This window comes from Candidatus Nanopelagicales bacterium, assembly GCA_041393815.1.
Classification (GTDB): domain Bacteria; phylum Actinomycetota; class Actinomycetes; order S36-B12; family JAWKJK01; genus JAWKJK01.
This window is the reverse complement of sequence record JAWKJK010000001.1, coordinates 859,305-874,362: the sequence shown is the minus strand read 5'-3', so window position 1 is coordinate 874,362 and position 15,058 is coordinate 859,305. Positions and strand designations below refer to the sequence as shown.

Below are 15,058 nucleotides of genomic sequence, written 5' to 3'. Positions count from 1 at the left end.
CGGATGGCGGGCTGGTGGCTAGCCTGGCGCAGTCGGGGCCCCGCGGCGGGCAGGTCGGACGGGTCGCCGAGTCGTCGGAGGGTACGAGATGGACGTGGTGCGGACGGCCCTGGTCACCGGAGGTGCCCGCGGCATCGGCCGGGAGGTCGCAGCGGCGCTGCGCGACCGCGGTCTGCGGGTGGTGCTGGGGGTGCGCGACCCCGACGTCGGCGGAGACGTCGCCGACGAGCTCGGTGCGGCGGCGTACCTGCTCGACGTCGCGGACCCCGCCAGCATCGACCGCTGCGTGTCCGCGTTGGCCGCCGACGGGATCACCGTGGACGTGCTGGTCAACAACGCCGCCGTCCTGATCGACGACGGACCGCTGACGGTGGCGGAGGAGGACCTAGGACGGACGTTCTCCACCAACGTCTTCGGCCCGTGGCTGCTGCTGCGAGCCCTCGTGCCCGGCATGGTGGAGCGAGGCTACGGACGCGTCGTCAACGTGACCAGCGGGGCGGGCTCGTTCGGCGAGGACGGACCCACCCTCGGGACGTACGGGGTGTCCAAGGTCGCGCTCAACGCGCTGACCCGATCGGTCGCCCGAGAGGTCCGGTCCGCCCGCGACGTCAAGGTCAACGCGGTGTGCCCCGGCTGGGTGCGCACCGACATGGGCGGCGAGGGCGCTCCGCGCGACCTGGCCACCGGTGCCGACGGGATCGTCTGGGCCGCGACGCTTCCCCCGGACGGCCCGTCCGGCGGGTTGTTCCGCGACCGGCGACCCATCCCCTGGTGATCGTGGTTCACTGACCGGCACATCTCAGCGGACGGTCGTGCGTACGCGGCCGGAGGAGGCACTATGCCCGGCAGCCAGGACGAGACGCCGACGACGGACGGCTCGACTTCGCTGAGCCCCTCGACCCGTCGGACCGCACGACCGGCACCGGCGAAGAAGGCAGCACCGGCGAAGAAGGCAGCACCGGCGAAGAAGAGCGCGCCCGCTCGGAAGGCTCCCGCCCGCCGCGCTCCCGCCCGCCCGAAGGCCGCGGCGCCCCTGCCGCCGGCGCCCGCACCCCCGTACCGCAGCCCCGCCGACCGGGTCGCCGCGGGCGTCGACGCCCGTTCCGTCACCTCGCGGGCGGACCTGGCCGAGTTCCAGCCCGCCCCGGATCGTCCCGACCCGGTGGCGCTGCTGGAGTCCCAGGGCCAGTCGCGGCTGCAGGAGCTGCTGCCGATCCGCTACGGGCGGATGGTGGACAACCCGTTCGCCTTCTACCGCGGCGCGGCCCTGGTCATGGCCTCGGACCTCAATGCGACGCCCCGAACCGGGCTGGAGGCACAGCTGTGCGGGGACGCGCACCTGTCGAACTTCGGCGCCTACGCGTCCGCCGAACGGCGGCTGGTGTTCGACGTCAACGACTTCGACGAGACCAACCCCGGCCCCTTCGAGTGGGACCTCAAGCGCCTCGTCACCAGCTTCGAGATCGCGGGTCGCGTCCTGAACTTCACCGAGAAGCAGCGCCGCCGGGTGGTGCTAACGGCGGCGGCGGCGTACCGGGTCGCCATGGCGCAGATGGCCCGGCTCGGTGAGCTGGAGGTCTGGTACCAGACCGTCGACGTGCAGGCGCTGGCGGACACGCTGCGGCAGTCCCAGGACCGCAAGTCGGGCAAGGCGGCCAAGAAGGTCGATGCCGCGATCGCCACGGCCCAGCGGCACAGCGCACTGCAGGCGGTGGGCAAGCTGACGACCGTGGTCGACGGCGACCGGCAGATCGCGAGCACCCCGCCCCTGGTCGTGCCGGCACGCGACCTGGCCGCCCAGCACGACCTCGACATCGAGGCCACCGTCGAGAACATCAAGCAGGCGTTCCTGGGCTACCGGCACTCCCTGCAGCCGGACCGCCGCCACCTGCTGGAGCGCTTCCGCTCCGTCGACCTGGCCCGCAAGGTCGTCGGCGTGGGCAGCGTGGGGACGCGTTGCTGGATCCTGCTGCTCACCGGCCGCGACGAGAACGACCTGATGCTGCTTCAGTTCAAGGAGGCCGATCGTTCGGTGCTGGAGGACTTCACGCGGCCGAGCGTGTGGTCCAACCACGCCGAGCGGGTCGTCGAGGGGCAGCGACTCATCCAGTCCAGCTCCGACATCTTCCTCGGCTGGACGCGCCTGGCCGACGTGGACGGAGTCCAGCGTGACTACTACTTCCGCCAGCTGCGCGACTGGAAGTTGTCCGCAGAGGTGGAGACGATGAACCCCAAGTCCATGACGGCCTACGCGCTGTTCTGCGGCGGCACACTGGCGAAGGCGCACGCCCGGACCGGGGACCGGATCGCGATCGCGGCGTACGCCGGGATCGAGGACCCGGCGGACAAGCCGAATGCGTTCGACAAGGCGATGCGGCGCTTCGCGAACGCCTACGCCGACCAGAACCAGCGCGACTACGAGGCGCTGGTGACGGCGACCAGGGAGGGACGGGTCACCGCGCACACCGGGATCTGATCGGCCCCCCAACCTGCCTCCCCGGTGCGGCAGGATGCGCAGGTGTCCGCCGCCGCTCGCGCCCACGCCGCCACCGCGCGCCGGCTGGAGCGCGCGATGGGCAGCCTCGGGAGCGCCGCCACGGCCCGGATGGACTCCACCCTGCCGTGGTTCCGACAGATGTCGGCCGACCAGCGGGCCTGGGTCGGGCTGGTGGCCCAGGCGGGCATTGCCGCGTTCGTGACCTGGTTCCGTACGCCGGACGCGCCGCACGCGATCACCGCCGACGTCTTCGGGACCGCGCCGCGGGAGCTGGTCCGTGCCGTGAGCCTGCAGCAGACGGTCGAGATGGTGCGCGCGACCATCACGGTCGTGGAGGAGCGGGTCGACGAACTGGCCGCGCCCGGCGACGAGGCCCACCTGCGGGAGGCGCTGCTGCGCTACTCGCGCGAGATCGCCTTCGCCGCGGCGGAGGTCTACGCCCGGGCTGCGGAGGCCCGCGGCGCCTGGGACGCCCGGCTGGAGGCGCTCGTCATCGACGCGCTGCTGCGGGACGAGGTCGACGACGACGTCGCCAGCCGCGCCGCCGCCCTGGGCTGGGGCAGCGTGGGCCGAGTGCTGGTCCTGGCCGGCGGAGCGCCCACCGGCGACCCGGAGGCCTCGCTGGACATCCTGCGCCGGGCCGCCGACCACCACGGCCTGGACCTGCTCACCGGCATCCACGGCTCGGTCCTGGTCGCGGTGGTCGGAGGTGCCCGTGACCCGGTCCGGGCCGCGCGGCACCTGGTCCCCCACTTCGGCCCCGGTCCGGTCGTGCTCGGGCCGCTGGCGCAGGACCTCGCCGCGGCGGCGCCGTCGGCCCGGCAGGCCATGGCGGGCCTGGCCGCCGCGCCCGGCTGGCCCGACGCGCCCCGCCCGGTCGCGGCCGACGACCTGCTTCCCGAGCGGGCGCTCGCCGGTGACGCCGAGGCGATCTCCCGGTTGGTGGACTCGGTGCACGAGCCGCTCGTCGCCGAACCGGCGCTGCTGGAGACCGCCGCCACCTACCTGGAACGCGCCTCGTCGCTGGAGGCGTGCGCCCGGCTGCTGTTCGTGCACCCCAACACGGTGCGCTACCGGTTGCGTCGTATCGCCGAGATCACCGGCTACCCGCCCACCGAGCCGCGCGGCGCCCTGACGCTGCGGCTGGGCCTGGTGCTCGGACGGCTCGCGGCAGCGCAGGGGGGCGACCACGAGGCGACCGACCCGTAGTTGTAGGAATCCCACAAGAACCGGACGAGGACGTTGGATGCGTCCCCAGGGTCGAAGGACCCAGGGGCGGGGAAGGCTGGGCGCGTGCTGATCCTCGTCGCCCCCGGTCAGGGTGCCCAGACCCCCGGATTCCTCGAGCCCTGGCTGGAGCTGCCGGGCGTGGAGGACCGACTGCACTGGCTGTCCGCCGCGGCCGAGGTGGACCTGGTCCGGCACGGGACCATCTCCGACGCCGACACGATCCGGGACACCGCGGTGGCACAGCCGCTGCTCGTCGGCGCCGGGCTGGTGTCGCTGCTGTCGCTGTTCCCCCAACCCGCCGAGGCGTTCGGCCGCGTGGCCGCCGGCGCCGGGCACTCCGTCGGCGAGATCACCGCCGCCGCGGCGGCCGGCGTCATCTCCGCCGAGCAGGCGATGGTGCTCGTCCGCGAGCGCGGCCGGGCGATGGCCCACGCGGCGGCGCAGACGCCGACCGGCATGGCCGCGGTCCTCGGCGGGGACGCCGACGACGTGGCCGCCGCCGCCGAGGCAGCGGGGCTGGTGGCCGCCAACCGCAACGGTGCGGGGCAGGTCGTCGTGGCCGGTCCGACCGAGGCCCTGGAGGCCTTCGCCGCGTCACCGCCGGACGGCACCCGGGTACGGCCGCTGCAGGTCGCCGGCGCGTTCCACACCCCGTACATGGCGCCGGCCGTCGACGTTCTCGCGCGCTACGCCCGCGCGATCAGCACCCACGACCCGCGCACCCGGCTGATCTCCAACGCCGACGGCGCCGTGGTCCACGACGGCCGCGACGTGCTGCGCCGCCTGGTCACCCAGGTGAGCGCGCCGGTGCGCTGGGACCTGTGCATGCAGACCATGGCCGACCTCGGTGTGACCGCCGTCATCGAGATCCCGCCCGCGGGCACCCTGACCGGGCTGGTGAAGCGGGTGCTGCCGGGCGTCGAGACGCTGGCGCTGAAGACCCCCGACGACCTGCCCCGGGCCTGGGAGCTGGTGGAGCGGCACGGAGTGCCGAGCCCGCTGGACACCGCCCCGACCTGGCGGCTACTGGTCTCCCCGATCAAGGGCGTCTTCCGGGCCGCCGACCGGCCGCAGGCCGGCGCCGCGCTGGCCGACCACGAGCCGGTGGGCGTCGTCGCCTCGCTGCGCGAGGAGCGCCCGGTCCTCGCGCCGCACGGCGGCGTCGTGGTCGAGTGGCTGGTCGAGGACGGCGACCCGGTGGCCCCCGGCCAGCCGCTGGTCCGGCTGCACCCGGTCGGGGCCGACGAGGAGCTGACCGCGTGACCGCCGCCCTCCGCCCGAGCATCGGAGCGCCGCACGCACGGATCCTGTCCGTCGGTGCCTACCGGCCGGCCCGGGTCGTCACCAACGCCGAGGTGTGCGAGCGGATCGACTCCACCGACGAGTGGATCCGCGAACGGTCCGGGATCGTCGAGCGCCGCTACGCGGCCGAGGACGAGACGGTCGTCGACATGGCCCAGGTCGCGGCCGAGAAGGCGATCGCCGCCGCGGGCATCGCCGCGGACCGCATCGGCATGGTCGTGGTCGCCTGCGTGACGCACCCGTACCAGACCCCGGCAGCGGCGACCGAGCTCGCCGACCGGATCGGCGCCGTCCGCGCCGGGGCCTTCGACATCGGCGCCGCCTGCGCCGGCTTCTGCTACGGACTGGCGCTGGCCAGCGACGCGGTCCGGGCCGGCACCGCCGAGCACGTCCTGGTCGTCGGGGTGGAGAAGCTCACCGACTGGGTCGACCCCACCGACCGCGGCACCGCGTTCATCTTCGCCGACGGGGCGGGGGCAGCTGTCGTGGGACCGTCCGACGAGCCCGGGATCGGTCCGGTCGTCTGGGGCGCCGACGGCGCGCAGCGCGACGCGATCACCATGACCCAGTCCATGACCGACTACCGCCGGCACGGCGGCGATCGGTTCCCCACCCTGCAGATGCAGGGACAGCAGGTCTTCCGCTGGGCGGTCGGCGAGATGTCGAAGGTCGCCCTCGAGGCGCTCGACCGCGCCGGGGTCACGGTGGACGACCTCGATGCCTTCATCCCGCACCAGGCCAACATGCGCATCACCGACGCGATGGTCCGCGCGATGCGGCTGCCCGCCCGGGTCCCCGTCGCCCGCGACATCGAGACCACCGGCAACACCTCCGCGGCGTCCATCCCGCTGGCCATGGAGCGGATGCTGCAGGCCGGCGAGATCCGCAGCGGGGACACCGCGCTGCTCATCGGGTTCGGCGCCGGGCTGGCGTACGCCGCCCAGGTCGTCACCCTCCCCTAGTCCCCCGCCGCCCCGGCGGGCAACCGCACCGCACACCGAACACCACCCCACAGGAGACACAGCATGAGCGAGCAGGACATCCTCAGCGGCCTCGCCGAGATCGTGAACGAGGTCGCGGGCGTGCCCGTGGCCGACGTGCAGCCCGCGAAGTCCTTCACCGACGACCTCGACATCGACTCGCTGTCCATGGTCGAGGTCGTGATGGCCGCGGAGGACCGGTGGGGCGTGAAGATCCCCGACAGCGAGGTCAAGAACCTCAGCACCGTCGGCGACGCAGTCGCCTACATCCAGAAGGCCGCCGTCTGACCGGCGCCGGCTGACGAAGCACCGCCGCACGCCACGAGGAGACCCATGACCAGCCCCCGCACCGTGGTCGTCACCGGCCTCGGCGCCACCACCCCCCTCGGGGGCGACGTGGCGTCGAGCTGGGACGCCCTGCTCGCGGCCCGCTCCGGCGTCCGCGCCCTGGACGAGCCGTGGGCGCAGGAGCTGCCGGCCCGGATCGCCGCCACGCTGTCGGTGGAGCCGGGCGAGGTGCTGGAGCGGCACGAGGCCCGGCGCCTGGACCGCTCGCAGCAGGCCGCCCTGATCGCCCACCGAGAGGCGTGGGCCGACGCGGGCTCCCCGGAGGTGGACCCCGAGCGGATCGGCACCGTCGTCGGGACCGGCGTCGGGGGCGTGCTGTCGCTGCTGGACTCCTACGACACCCTGCGCGAGCGCGGGGCGTCCCGGGTGTCGCCGCACACCATCACGATGATCATGCCGAACGGACCGGCCGCGGTGGTCGGTCTCGAGGCGGGGGCGCGCGCCGGGGTGCACACCCCCGTGAGCGCCTGCGCGTCCGGCGCCGAGGCGGTCGCCGTGGGCGGTCGGATGATCCGGGACGGGCGGGCGGACCTGGTCGTCGTCGGCGGCACGGAGGCCTGCATCCACCCGCTCACGCTCGCCTCGTTCGCGGCGATGCGTGCCCTGTCGACGCGCAACGACGAGCCCGAGCGCGCCTCGCGGCCCTACGACAAGGGCCGGGACGGGTTCGTCATGGGCGAGGGCGCGGGCGTCCTGGTGCTGGAGTCGGCCGAGCACGCGGCGGCACGCGGCGCCCGGGTGTACGCCGAGTACGCCGGCGCCGGCATGACCTCCGATGGGCACCACATCGCGCAGCCCGAGCCGGAGGGCCGCGGCGCGGCGCGGGCGATCACCGCCGCGCTCGCGGACGCGGGCCTGACGCCCGCCGACATCGCGCACGTCAACGCGCACGCCACCTCCACCCCGCTCGGCGACGTCGCCGAGGCGGTCGCCATCCGGTCCGCGCTCGGACCGGCGGCCGACGCCGCGCTGGTGACCGGCAGCAAGTCGATGACCGGGCACCTGCTCGGCGGCGCGGGCGCCGTGGAGTCGGTGTTCACCGTGCTGGCGCTGCACCACCGCCTCGTCCCGCCGACCGCGAACCTCGACGACCCCGACGACGAGATCGACCTCGACGTCGTGGCGCGCACGCCGCGGCCGCTGCCGGACGGGCCGATCGCCGCGCTGAACAACTCGTTCGGATTCGGCGGCCACGACGTCGCCCTGGCCTTCCGGAGCGTCCCGTGACCGTGACCGACACCCCCCGGGTGGTCGTCGAGCCCCCGGCCGACCCGCGCCACCCGCTGGTCCGGCTCGCCGCGTTCTTCGACGCAGGGACGATGGAGACCATCACGCCGGAGGACGACCGCGGTGTGATCGCCGCCGTCGGCCTGGTCGACGGCGGCCGGGTGGTGGCGTTCGCCACCGACCCCACCGTGCAGGGCGGGGCCATGGGCATCGAGGGCTGCCGCGCGATCGTGACCGCGTACGACCGAGCCCTTGCCGACTCCTCCCCCGTGGTGGGGATCTGGCACTCCGGCGGGGCCCGGCTGCGCGAGGGCGTGGCCTCGCTGGACGCGGTCGGCCGGGTGTTCGCCGCGATGACGCGCGCGTCCGGCCGGGTGCCGCAGATCTCCGTGGTCCTGGGGCCGGCCGCCGGCGGTGCGGCGTACGGGCCCGCGCTCACCGACGTCGTCGTGCTCGGACCGGAGGGACGGATCTTCGTCACCGGTCCCGAGGTCGTCCGCTCGGTCACCGGCGAGGACGTGGACATGCTGCGCCTCGGCGGCCCGGAGCCGCACGGCCGGCGCAGCGGCGTGGTGCACGTGGTCACCGAGACCGAGCGCGGCGCCCTGGACGAGGCACGGGCGCTGGCCTCGCTGCTCGGCCGGCAGGGGTCGCTGCGGCTCGACCGGGTCGAGGACCGCGACCTCGGCGCCCTGCTCCCCGACTCGGCCCGGCGGGCCTACGACGTGCACCCCCTGGTCGAGGGCTTCCTGGACGAGGGCACCGTGCGCGAGCTGCACCCGCGCTGGGCTCCCAACATCGTCACCGCGCTGGGTCGCCTGGGCGGCCGTACGGTCGGCGTCGTCGCCAACAACCCGCTGCGCCTGGGCGGCTGCCTGGACTCCGCCAGCGCGGAGAAGGCGGCGCGGTTCGTGCGGATGTGCGACGCGTTCGCCGTGCCGCTGGTCGTGCTGGTCGACGTGCCCGGCTACCTGCCCGGCGTGGGCCAGGAGTGGGACGGGGTCGTCCGCCGCGGCGCCAAGCTGCTGCACGCCTTCGCCGAGTGCGTCGTCCCCCGCGTCACCGTCGTGACCCGCAAGGCCTACGGCGGCGCCTACGTCGCCATGAACTCCCGGTCCCTGGGCGCCACCCGGGTGCTGGCCTGGCCGGACGCCGAAGTCGCCGTCATGGGCGCGGTCGCGGCGGTCCGCATCCTGCACCGGCGCCGACTCGCGGAGGTGCCCGAGGACTCCCGCGCCCAGGTGGAGCTCGAGCTCGCCGCCGAGCACGAGGCCATCTCCGGCGGCATCGGACGCGCGCTGGAGATCGGCGTGGTCGACGAGGTCGTCGCCCCCGACGTCACCCGCAGCACGGTCGCCCGGGTCATCCACGACACCCCCGGGGTGCGCGGCGCGCACGGCAACATCCCGCTGTAGCCCACGACGACGGCCCCGGTCCGATCGGACCGGGGTCGTCGCCACCGGAGGCGGCAGTGGTTCGTGGCGGGTGCTAGCCGACCCGGTGCAGCCAGCGCACCGGCGCGCCGTCGCCGGCGTACCGGAACGGCTCGAGCTCCGCGTCCCAGTCGGCACCGAGCAGCCGGCCGATGGCCACCTCCAGCGGGCGGCCGGTCGCGGCGCTGTCGACCACGGCGGCGCGCAGCCGGTCCTCGGGGACCAGCACGTCGCCGTGGACGCCGATGGTGGCGCGGAACAGGCCCAGCGTCGGGGTGACCGAGTAGCGCTCGCCCTCGCGGCCGGGGGTCGGCTCCTCGGTGACCTCGTACCTCAGCTGGGGGAACGGCCGCAGCGCGGACGCCAGCCGGGAGCCGGTGCCGGGGGCGCCGGTCCAGCTCAGCTCGCAGCGCACCTGACCGGACGCGACCGGCTGCGGGCTCCAGTCCAGCGCCACGTGCTGGCGCAGCACCTCGGCCAGGGCCCACTCGACGTGCGGGCTCAGCGCCCGGGGGCAGGCATGGACGAAGACCACGCCACGGGCCTGCGTGGCGCGGTCGGTCGTGGCGGGCACGGGCACCGTCGACCTCCTTCGCTCGAGGGGCGCCTTCCCCAGCGGCCTGCGAGCGAGCGGTCGGCGGGCGCGAACCCGGCCGTGCCCGGAGGATAGCCCCAGCCGTCACACCCGTACCAGCACCTCGACCGGCCCGGGCGCGTCGCGGCACTCGCCCGGTCCGGGTCCGATCCGGTCAAGACGCGCGTCCCCGCTGCCGATGTCCCGCTGCGACCGGGCCCACCACAGGCGTACGGTCTACTGCAGGCGACCGGCCCGCGCGCGGCCGGTCGGGACCACCGAGGGGGTGGCGGTGTCGGACTCCGAGATCTTCATGACCGAGATGTACGACGAGGGCGTCGTCACCGAGGTCATCCGCCCGGCCGCGATCGTGCCCGAGGAAGCGGCCCGTGCCGTCCTGGTGGAGCTGGCCATCCGGGACGTGCAGAACGGCGGGCTGTGGCTGTCCGACCCGTCCCGCTGGGCCCGCTACGACCTGCCCTGGCAGGGCCCGGACGACCCGGGCGAGTCCCAGCTGATCGGCACCATGCAGGTCGCGTACGGGACCCCCACCCGCTACGAGATCACGCTGTACCGGGCGACCATTACCCGCTACGGCACAGAGCAGGGCTGGACCGTGGTGCGGCTGTGCGACGAGGCCCTCGGGTTCGGCAACCTCGACCTGGCGAACTGCCCCCGCGCCAGCCTCAACCCCCCGCCGAAGCCGTTCCGGTTCTAGGTCGCGCTGGGTCCCGACCGGCCCGCTCGGCCGGGTCCCGGACCCGGTACGGTTCGGGCTATGGCCATCACCGCCCCCGCTCCCCGGGTCATCGCCGACGTCGTCCCCCGCGCCTGGCTCGGCCAGGTCGCCCTCGTGGTCGGCGCCGCGGTCTTCGTCGGACTGTCCGCCCAGATCGCCATCCCGCTGCCGTTCACGCCGGTCCCGATCACCGGGCAGACGTTCGCGGTGCTGCTGTCCGCGGCGGCCCTCGGCTCGCTGCGCGGTGTGCTGGCGATGCTGCTGTACGCGGTCGCCGGCGCTGCGGGCCTGCCGTGGTTCGCGGAGGGGTCCTCGGGGGTGGCCGCGCCGTCGTTCGGCTACGTCGTGGGCTTCGTCGTGGCGGCCGCGGTCGTCGGCGTCCTGGCCGAGCGCGGCGGCACCCGCACCCCGCTGCGGACCGCGGGCACGATGGTCGTCGGCAACCTGGTGATCTACACCGTCGGACTGGTCTGGCTGAAGGTCGCGCTGGGCACGACGTGGGCCACCACGTTCAGCCTGGGCCTCACGCCGTTCCTGGTCGGGGACCTGCTCAAGATCGCGCTGGCGGCCGGGCTGTTCCCGCTGGCCTGGGCGGGACTGCGCAAGGCCCGCCTGGTCTGAGGCGGACCCGAAGGGTCAGGGTCCAGCGGACCCGAAGGGTCAGGGCCCGGAGGACCCGAACGCCCGGCGGCCCATGAGCGCCGTGGAGATCGCCAACGCGCCGGCGGACAGGTAGAACAGCCAGGCCCCGGAGGCCATGGCGGCCGACAGCAGGACCAGCGTCGCGAGCAGGCCGATCACGAACCCCACGAGCGGATGCTGCAGCACGCGCCGTCCTCCTCCCGTCCGGGATCCTCCCGGTTCGCATCCTGGTTCTACCCCATCAGGCCCGTGGCCCCACGCCCAGGGCCTGTGGTCCCGCTCACCCGATCCGTCCGGGTGACCCCGGACAGCCTGCCTCAGAAGTCCCCGGCACGCTCACGCAGGCCCCGCAGGACGCCGACGAGCCGGCCCAGGTCCTCGTCCGGGACGCCCACGTCGGCGAAGACCCGCGCGTTGAGCCGCTCGGTCGCCGCGGCGGCCACTGCCCGCCCGGAGTCGGTGATCTCGGCCAGGGTCGCGCGGCGGTCCGTGGGGTGCGGGCGGCGCTGCACAAACCCCTGGGCCTCGAGCCGGTCGACCGCGCTGGTGACGCTGGTGGGGTGCACCTGCAGGCGCGCCCCGAGCTTGGCCAGCGGGAGGGCGCCGGCCCGGCTGAAGGTCAGGAGCATGAGCAGCTCGTAGCGGGCGAACGTCAGGCCGAGCGGGCGCAGTTCCTCATCGATGCGGCCCAGCAGCAGCTGGTGGGCCCGCATCACCGAGGTGACCGCCGCCATCCCGTCCGCGGCGTCGACCCAGCCGTGGTCGACCCACTGCCGGTGCGCCTCCTCGACCGGGTCGAAGGGCAGTCGCCCCGTCATCGTCACCCGGGCCTCACACGCTGCGGCGGTACTGGCCGCCGACCTCGAAGAAGGCGGCCGTGATCTGGCCGAGGGAGCAGACCCGGACCGCGTCCATCAGCGCGTCGAAGACGTTTCCGCCCCGCGTCGCTGTTGCCTTCAGCCGCGCCAGCGCCGCGGGCGCCTCGTCGCGGTGACGGGCCTGGAACTCCCGCACCCGGGTCAGCTGCGAGGCCTTCTCGTCCTCGGTGGCCCGCGCCAGCTCCAGCGGACCGGCCACGGCCTGCGGGCCGTCCGGCGCCAGGAAGGTGTTGACGCCAATGATCGGCAGCGACCCGTCGTGCTTGCGCTGCTCGTACAGCATCGACTCGTCCTGGATCCGGCCGCGCTGGTAGCCGGTCTCCATCGCGCCGAGCACGCCGCCGCGGTCGGACAGCCGGTCGAACTCGGCGAGCACGGCCTCCTCGACCAGGTCGGTGAGCTCGTCGATGACGTACGACCCCTGCAGCGGGTTCTCGTTGCGCGCCAGGCCCCACTCCTGGTCGATGATCATCTGGATCGCCAGCGCCCGCCGGACGGAGGCCTCTGTCGGAGTCGTCACGGCCTCGTCGAAGGCGTTGGTGTGCAACGAGTTGCAGTTGTCGTAGATGGCCGTGAGGGCCTGCAGCGTCGTGCGGATGTCGTTGAAGTCCATCTCCTGCGCGTGCAGGGACCGGCCCGAGGTCTGGACGTGGTACTTCAGCTTCTGGCTGCGTTCGTTCGCTCCGTAGCGCTCGCGCATCGCGACCGCCCAGATGCGGCGCGCCACCCGGCCGAGCACGGTGTACTCCGGGTCCATCCCGTTGCTGAAGAAGAAGGACAGGTTCGGGGCGAAGTCGTCGACGTCCATGCCCCGCGCCAGGTACGCCTCGACGTAGGTGAACCCGTTGGCCAGCGTGAAGGCCAGCTGCGTGATGGGGTTCGCCCCGGCCTCGGCGATGTGGTAGCCGGAGATGGAGACCGAGTAGAAGTTGCGCACGCCCTCGCGGATGAACCACTCCTGCACGTCGGCCATGCAGCGCAGCGCGAACTCGGTGGAGAAGATGCAGGTGTTCTGGCCCTGGTCCTCCTTGAGGATGTCGGCCTGCACCGTGCCGCGGACGTTCGCCAGGACCCACGCGCGCAGCTCGGCGGCCTCCTGCGCCGTCGGCTCCCGGCCGTGCTCGGCCCGGAACGCGTCGAACCGCTGGTCGATCGCGGTGACCAGGAACATCGCCAGGATCGTCGGCGCCGGGCCGTTGATCGTCATCGACACCGACGTGGAGGACGAGCACAGGTCGAACCCGGCGTACAGCTCCTTCATGTCGTCCACCGTCGCGACGGAGACGCCCGAGGTGCCAACCTTGCCGTAGACGTCGGGACGCTCCTCCGGGTCGCGGCCGTACAGCGTCACCGAGTCGAACGCGGTCGACAGTCGCGTGGCCGGCGACCCCGCCGAGAGCAGGTGGAACCGCCGGTTGGTGCGGAACGGGTCACCCTCCCCGGCGAACATCCGGGCCGGGGCCTCCGCATCGCGCTTGAACGCGAACACCCCGGCGGTGAACGGGAACCGGCCGGGCAGGTTCTCCGACCGCAGGTACCGGACCAGGTCCGCCTCGTCGCTGGTGCGCGGCAGCGCCACCCGGGGGATGCGCGAGCCGGACAGCGTGTCGCGCCACAGCGGGGTGCGCAGCTCGCGGTCGCGCACCCGGACGACGAGCTCGTCACCGGAGTAGTCCGCGACGATCGCGGGCCACTCCGCCAGCGCCGCACGCAGGTCGGGCAGCAGGTCTCGCTCGGCCGCCTCCAGCACCCCGTCCACGGCCGCCACGGCCTGCGGGTCGCTCCCGGCAGCGACGAGGGCCTCCCGTGTGTCGCGGGCGGACTGCCGGCGCCGCGCGACCACCGCCTGCGCGGCGGTCAGGTCGTGGTAGCCGCGCACCGTCTCGGCGATGTCCGACAGGTAGCGGGTGCGTCCGGTCGGCACCAGCGTGGCCAGGCCGGTGGAGGTGCGGCCGGCGACCTCCCCCAGCACTCCCGGTCCGACGGGAAGACCGTGCTCGGCCAGCAGGGCGCGCAGGTGCAGGTACAGCGCCGTCACCCCGTCGTCGTCGAACCGGGCGGCGGACGTGCCGAACACGGGCATGTCCTCCCAGGAGGAGCCGAACGCCTCCCGGTTGCGCAGCAGCTGGCGCGCCACGTCGCGCCGGGCGTCCTCGGCCCCGCGCCGCTCGAACTTGTTGACCGCGACCGCGTCGGCGAAGTCGAGCATGTCGATCTTCTCCAGCTGCGAGGCCGCGCCGTACTCCGGTGTCATCACGTACAGGGACACGTCGACGTACGGGACGATCGCAGCGTCGCCCTGGCCGATTCCGGGGGTCTCGACGACCACGATGTCGGCGCCGGAGGCCCGGCAGGCGGCGATGACGTCCTCGAGGCGCTCGGGTACCTCCGAGCCGGCCCCGCGGGTCGCCAGCGAGCGGAAGAACACGGGCGCTCCGTCGAGGGAGTTCATCCGGATCCGGTCGCCGAGCAGGGCCCCTCCCCCGCGCCGCCGGGTGGGGTCGATCGCCACGACGGCGACCCGCAGCTTGTCCTCCTGGTCCACCCGGAGGCGCCGCAGCAGCTCGTCCGTCAGCGACGACTTGCCCGAGCCGCCGGTGCCGGTGATGCCGAGTACGGGGACCTTCCGCCGCGCCGCCGCCGCGTGCAGGGCGGAGCGCAGGCCCTCCTCTGCCCGCCCGGACTCCAGCACGGTGATCGCCCGGGCCAGCGCCACCTCGTCGCCGGCGAGTACCGCGTCGACGTCGGGGGCATCGGCGGCCAGGTCGACGTCGCACGCGGCCACCATCGTGTTGACCATGCCGGGCAGCCCGAGCCGCTGGCCGTCCTCCGGCGAGTAGATGCGCACGCCCTCGTCGGCCAGCCGGGCGATCTCGTCGGGCACGATGACCCCGCCGCCACCGCCGAACACCTGCACGTGCCCGGCGCCGCGCTCGCGCAGGCGCTGGACCAGGTAGCGGAAGTACTCGACGTGGCCGCCCTGGTAGGAGCTGATCGCGACGCCCTGGACGTCCTCCTGCACCGCGGCGGTGACGACCTGCTCCACGCTGCGGTCGTGGCCGAGGTGGATCACCTCGCAGCCCTGCGACTGCAGGATCCGGCGCATCACGTTGATGGCCGCGTCGTGCCCGTCGAACAGGCTGGCCGCCGTGACGAACCGGACCGGGTGGCGGGGCTGGTGCAGGTCGGGGCCGGGCATGCCCGCCTC

Annotated in this window: 14 protein-coding genes; 10 read left to right on the top strand and 4 right to left on the bottom strand. The window is 74.2% G+C overall.

Annotation, left to right across the window (positions count from 1 at the left end):
* Positions 1-88 precede the first annotated feature (88 nt).
* The 8 genes from R2737_03970 to R2737_03935 all read left to right on the top strand — a co-directional run bounded on the left by R2737_03970 (position 89) and on the right by R2737_03935 (position 8,999).
* On the top strand, positions 89-775 hold the full coding sequence (locus R2737_03970; GenBank protein MEZ5115406.1) for an SDR family NAD(P)-dependent oxidoreductase: 687 nt from the start codon (positions 89-91) through the stop codon (positions 773-775).
* Between the two features lie 63 nt (positions 776-838).
* Positions 839-2,476 carry a DUF2252 domain-containing protein gene (locus tag R2737_03965; GenBank protein ID MEZ5115405.1) on the top strand — a complete coding sequence of 546 codons (1,638 nt, stop codon included), beginning with the start codon at positions 839-841 and terminating at the stop codon, positions 2,474-2,476.
* 42 nt (positions 2,477-2,518) lie between these two features.
* Positions 2,519-3,706: a helix-turn-helix domain-containing protein gene (locus tag R2737_03960; GenBank protein ID MEZ5115404.1), complete on the top strand. Its 1,188-nt coding sequence runs from the start codon at positions 2,519-2,521 to the stop codon at positions 3,704-3,706.
* Positions 3,707-3,790: 84 nt separating this feature from the next.
* Entirely contained in the window at positions 3,791-4,990 is a 1,200-nt protein-coding gene (locus tag R2737_03955; GenBank protein ID MEZ5115403.1) for an acyltransferase domain-containing protein, read from the top strand.
* The gene (locus R2737_03950; protein MEZ5115402.1) at positions 4,987-5,991 is read left to right on the top strand and encodes a beta-ketoacyl-ACP synthase III; all 1,005 of its coding nucleotides are present in this window, start codon (positions 4,987-4,989) and stop codon (positions 5,989-5,991) included. The genes R2737_03955 and R2737_03950 overlap by 4 nt, the downstream gene beginning before the upstream one ends.
* A gap of 63 nt (positions 5,992-6,054) precedes the next feature.
* Positions 6,055-6,297 carry an acyl carrier protein gene (locus R2737_03945; GenBank protein ID MEZ5115401.1) on the top strand — a complete coding sequence of 81 codons (243 nt, stop codon included), beginning with the start codon at positions 6,055-6,057 and terminating at the stop codon, positions 6,295-6,297.
* Between the two features lie 45 nt (positions 6,298-6,342).
* Positions 6,343-7,584 carry a beta-ketoacyl-ACP synthase II gene (gene fabF / locus R2737_03940; protein MEZ5115400.1) on the top strand — a complete coding sequence of 414 codons (1,242 nt, stop codon included), beginning with the start codon at positions 6,343-6,345 and terminating at the stop codon, positions 7,582-7,584.
* Positions 7,585-7,586: 2 nt separating this feature from the next.
* Positions 7,587-8,999 carry a carboxyl transferase domain-containing protein gene (locus R2737_03935; GenBank protein ID MEZ5115399.1) on the top strand — a complete coding sequence of 471 codons (1,413 nt, stop codon included), beginning with the start codon at positions 7,587-7,589 and terminating at the stop codon, positions 8,997-8,999.
* 73 nt (positions 9,000-9,072) lie between these two features.
* Here R2737_03935 and R2737_03930 read toward each other — a convergent pair whose 3' ends face one another.
* Positions 9,073-9,591 (bottom strand): DUF3145 domain-containing protein, encoded by a 519-nt coding sequence (locus tag R2737_03930; GenBank protein MEZ5115398.1) that lies wholly within the window; start codon positions 9,589-9,591, stop codon positions 9,073-9,075.
* Positions 9,592-9,883: 292 nt separating this feature from the next.
* Between R2737_03930 and R2737_03925 the strand changes: the two genes are divergently transcribed.
* Both R2737_03925 and R2737_03920 read left to right on the top strand, forming a co-directional pair.
* A complete protein-coding gene (locus tag R2737_03925) occupies positions 9,884-10,309 on the top strand; it encodes a hypothetical protein (protein MEZ5115397.1) in 426 nt (141 codons plus the stop codon).
* A gap of 60 nt (positions 10,310-10,369) precedes the next feature.
* Positions 10,370-10,951: a biotin transporter BioY gene (locus R2737_03920; protein ID MEZ5115396.1), complete on the top strand. Its 582-nt coding sequence runs from the start codon at positions 10,370-10,372 to the stop codon at positions 10,949-10,951.
* 39 nt (positions 10,952-10,990) lie between these two features.
* Here the strand turns inward: R2737_03920 and R2737_03915 are convergent, their stop codons facing one another.
* The 3 genes from R2737_03915 to R2737_03905 all read right to left on the bottom strand — a co-directional run bounded on the left by R2737_03915 (position 10,991) and on the right by R2737_03905 (position 15,049).
* Complete coding sequence (locus tag R2737_03915; GenBank protein MEZ5115395.1) at positions 10,991-11,158, bottom strand: hypothetical protein; 168 nt, start codon at positions 11,156-11,158, stop codon at positions 10,991-10,993.
* Between the two features lie 131 nt (positions 11,159-11,289).
* Entirely contained in the window at positions 11,290-11,790 is a 501-nt protein-coding gene (locus R2737_03910) for a MarR family transcriptional regulator (protein MEZ5115394.1), read from the bottom strand.
* A gap of 13 nt (positions 11,791-11,803) precedes the next feature.
* On the bottom strand, positions 11,804-15,049 hold the full coding sequence (locus tag R2737_03905) for a methylmalonyl-CoA mutase family protein (GenBank protein MEZ5115393.1): 3,246 nt from the start codon (positions 15,047-15,049) through the stop codon (positions 11,804-11,806).
* Positions 15,050-15,058 lie beyond the last annotated feature (9 nt).

What these genes read in the sequence shown, in the direction of transcription:
- R2737_03970 (MEZ5115406.1), top strand. Translation starts at nt 89, where the DNA reads ATGGACGTGGTGCGGACGGCCCTGGTCACCGGAGGTGCCCGCGGCATC.
- R2737_03965 (MEZ5115405.1), top strand. Translation starts at nt 839, where the DNA reads ATGCCCGGCAGCCAGGACGAGACGCCGACGACGGACGGCTCGACTTCG.
- R2737_03905 (MEZ5115393.1), bottom strand. Translation starts at nt 15,049, where the DNA reads ATGCCCGGCCCCGACCTGCACCAGCCCCGCCACCCGGTCCGGTTCGTC.
- R2737_03920 (MEZ5115396.1), top strand. Translation starts at nt 10,370, where the DNA reads ATGGCCATCACCGCCCCCGCTCCCCGGGTCATCGCCGACGTCGTCCCC.
- R2737_03910 (MEZ5115394.1), bottom strand. Translation starts at nt 11,790, where the DNA reads ATGACGGGGCGACTGCCCTTCGACCCGGTCGAGGAGGCGCACCGGCAG.
- R2737_03945 (MEZ5115401.1), top strand. Translation starts at nt 6,055, where the DNA reads ATGAGCGAGCAGGACATCCTCAGCGGCCTCGCCGAGATCGTGAACGAG.
- fabF (MEZ5115400.1), top strand. Translation starts at nt 6,343, where the DNA reads ATGACCAGCCCCCGCACCGTGGTCGTCACCGGCCTCGGCGCCACCACC.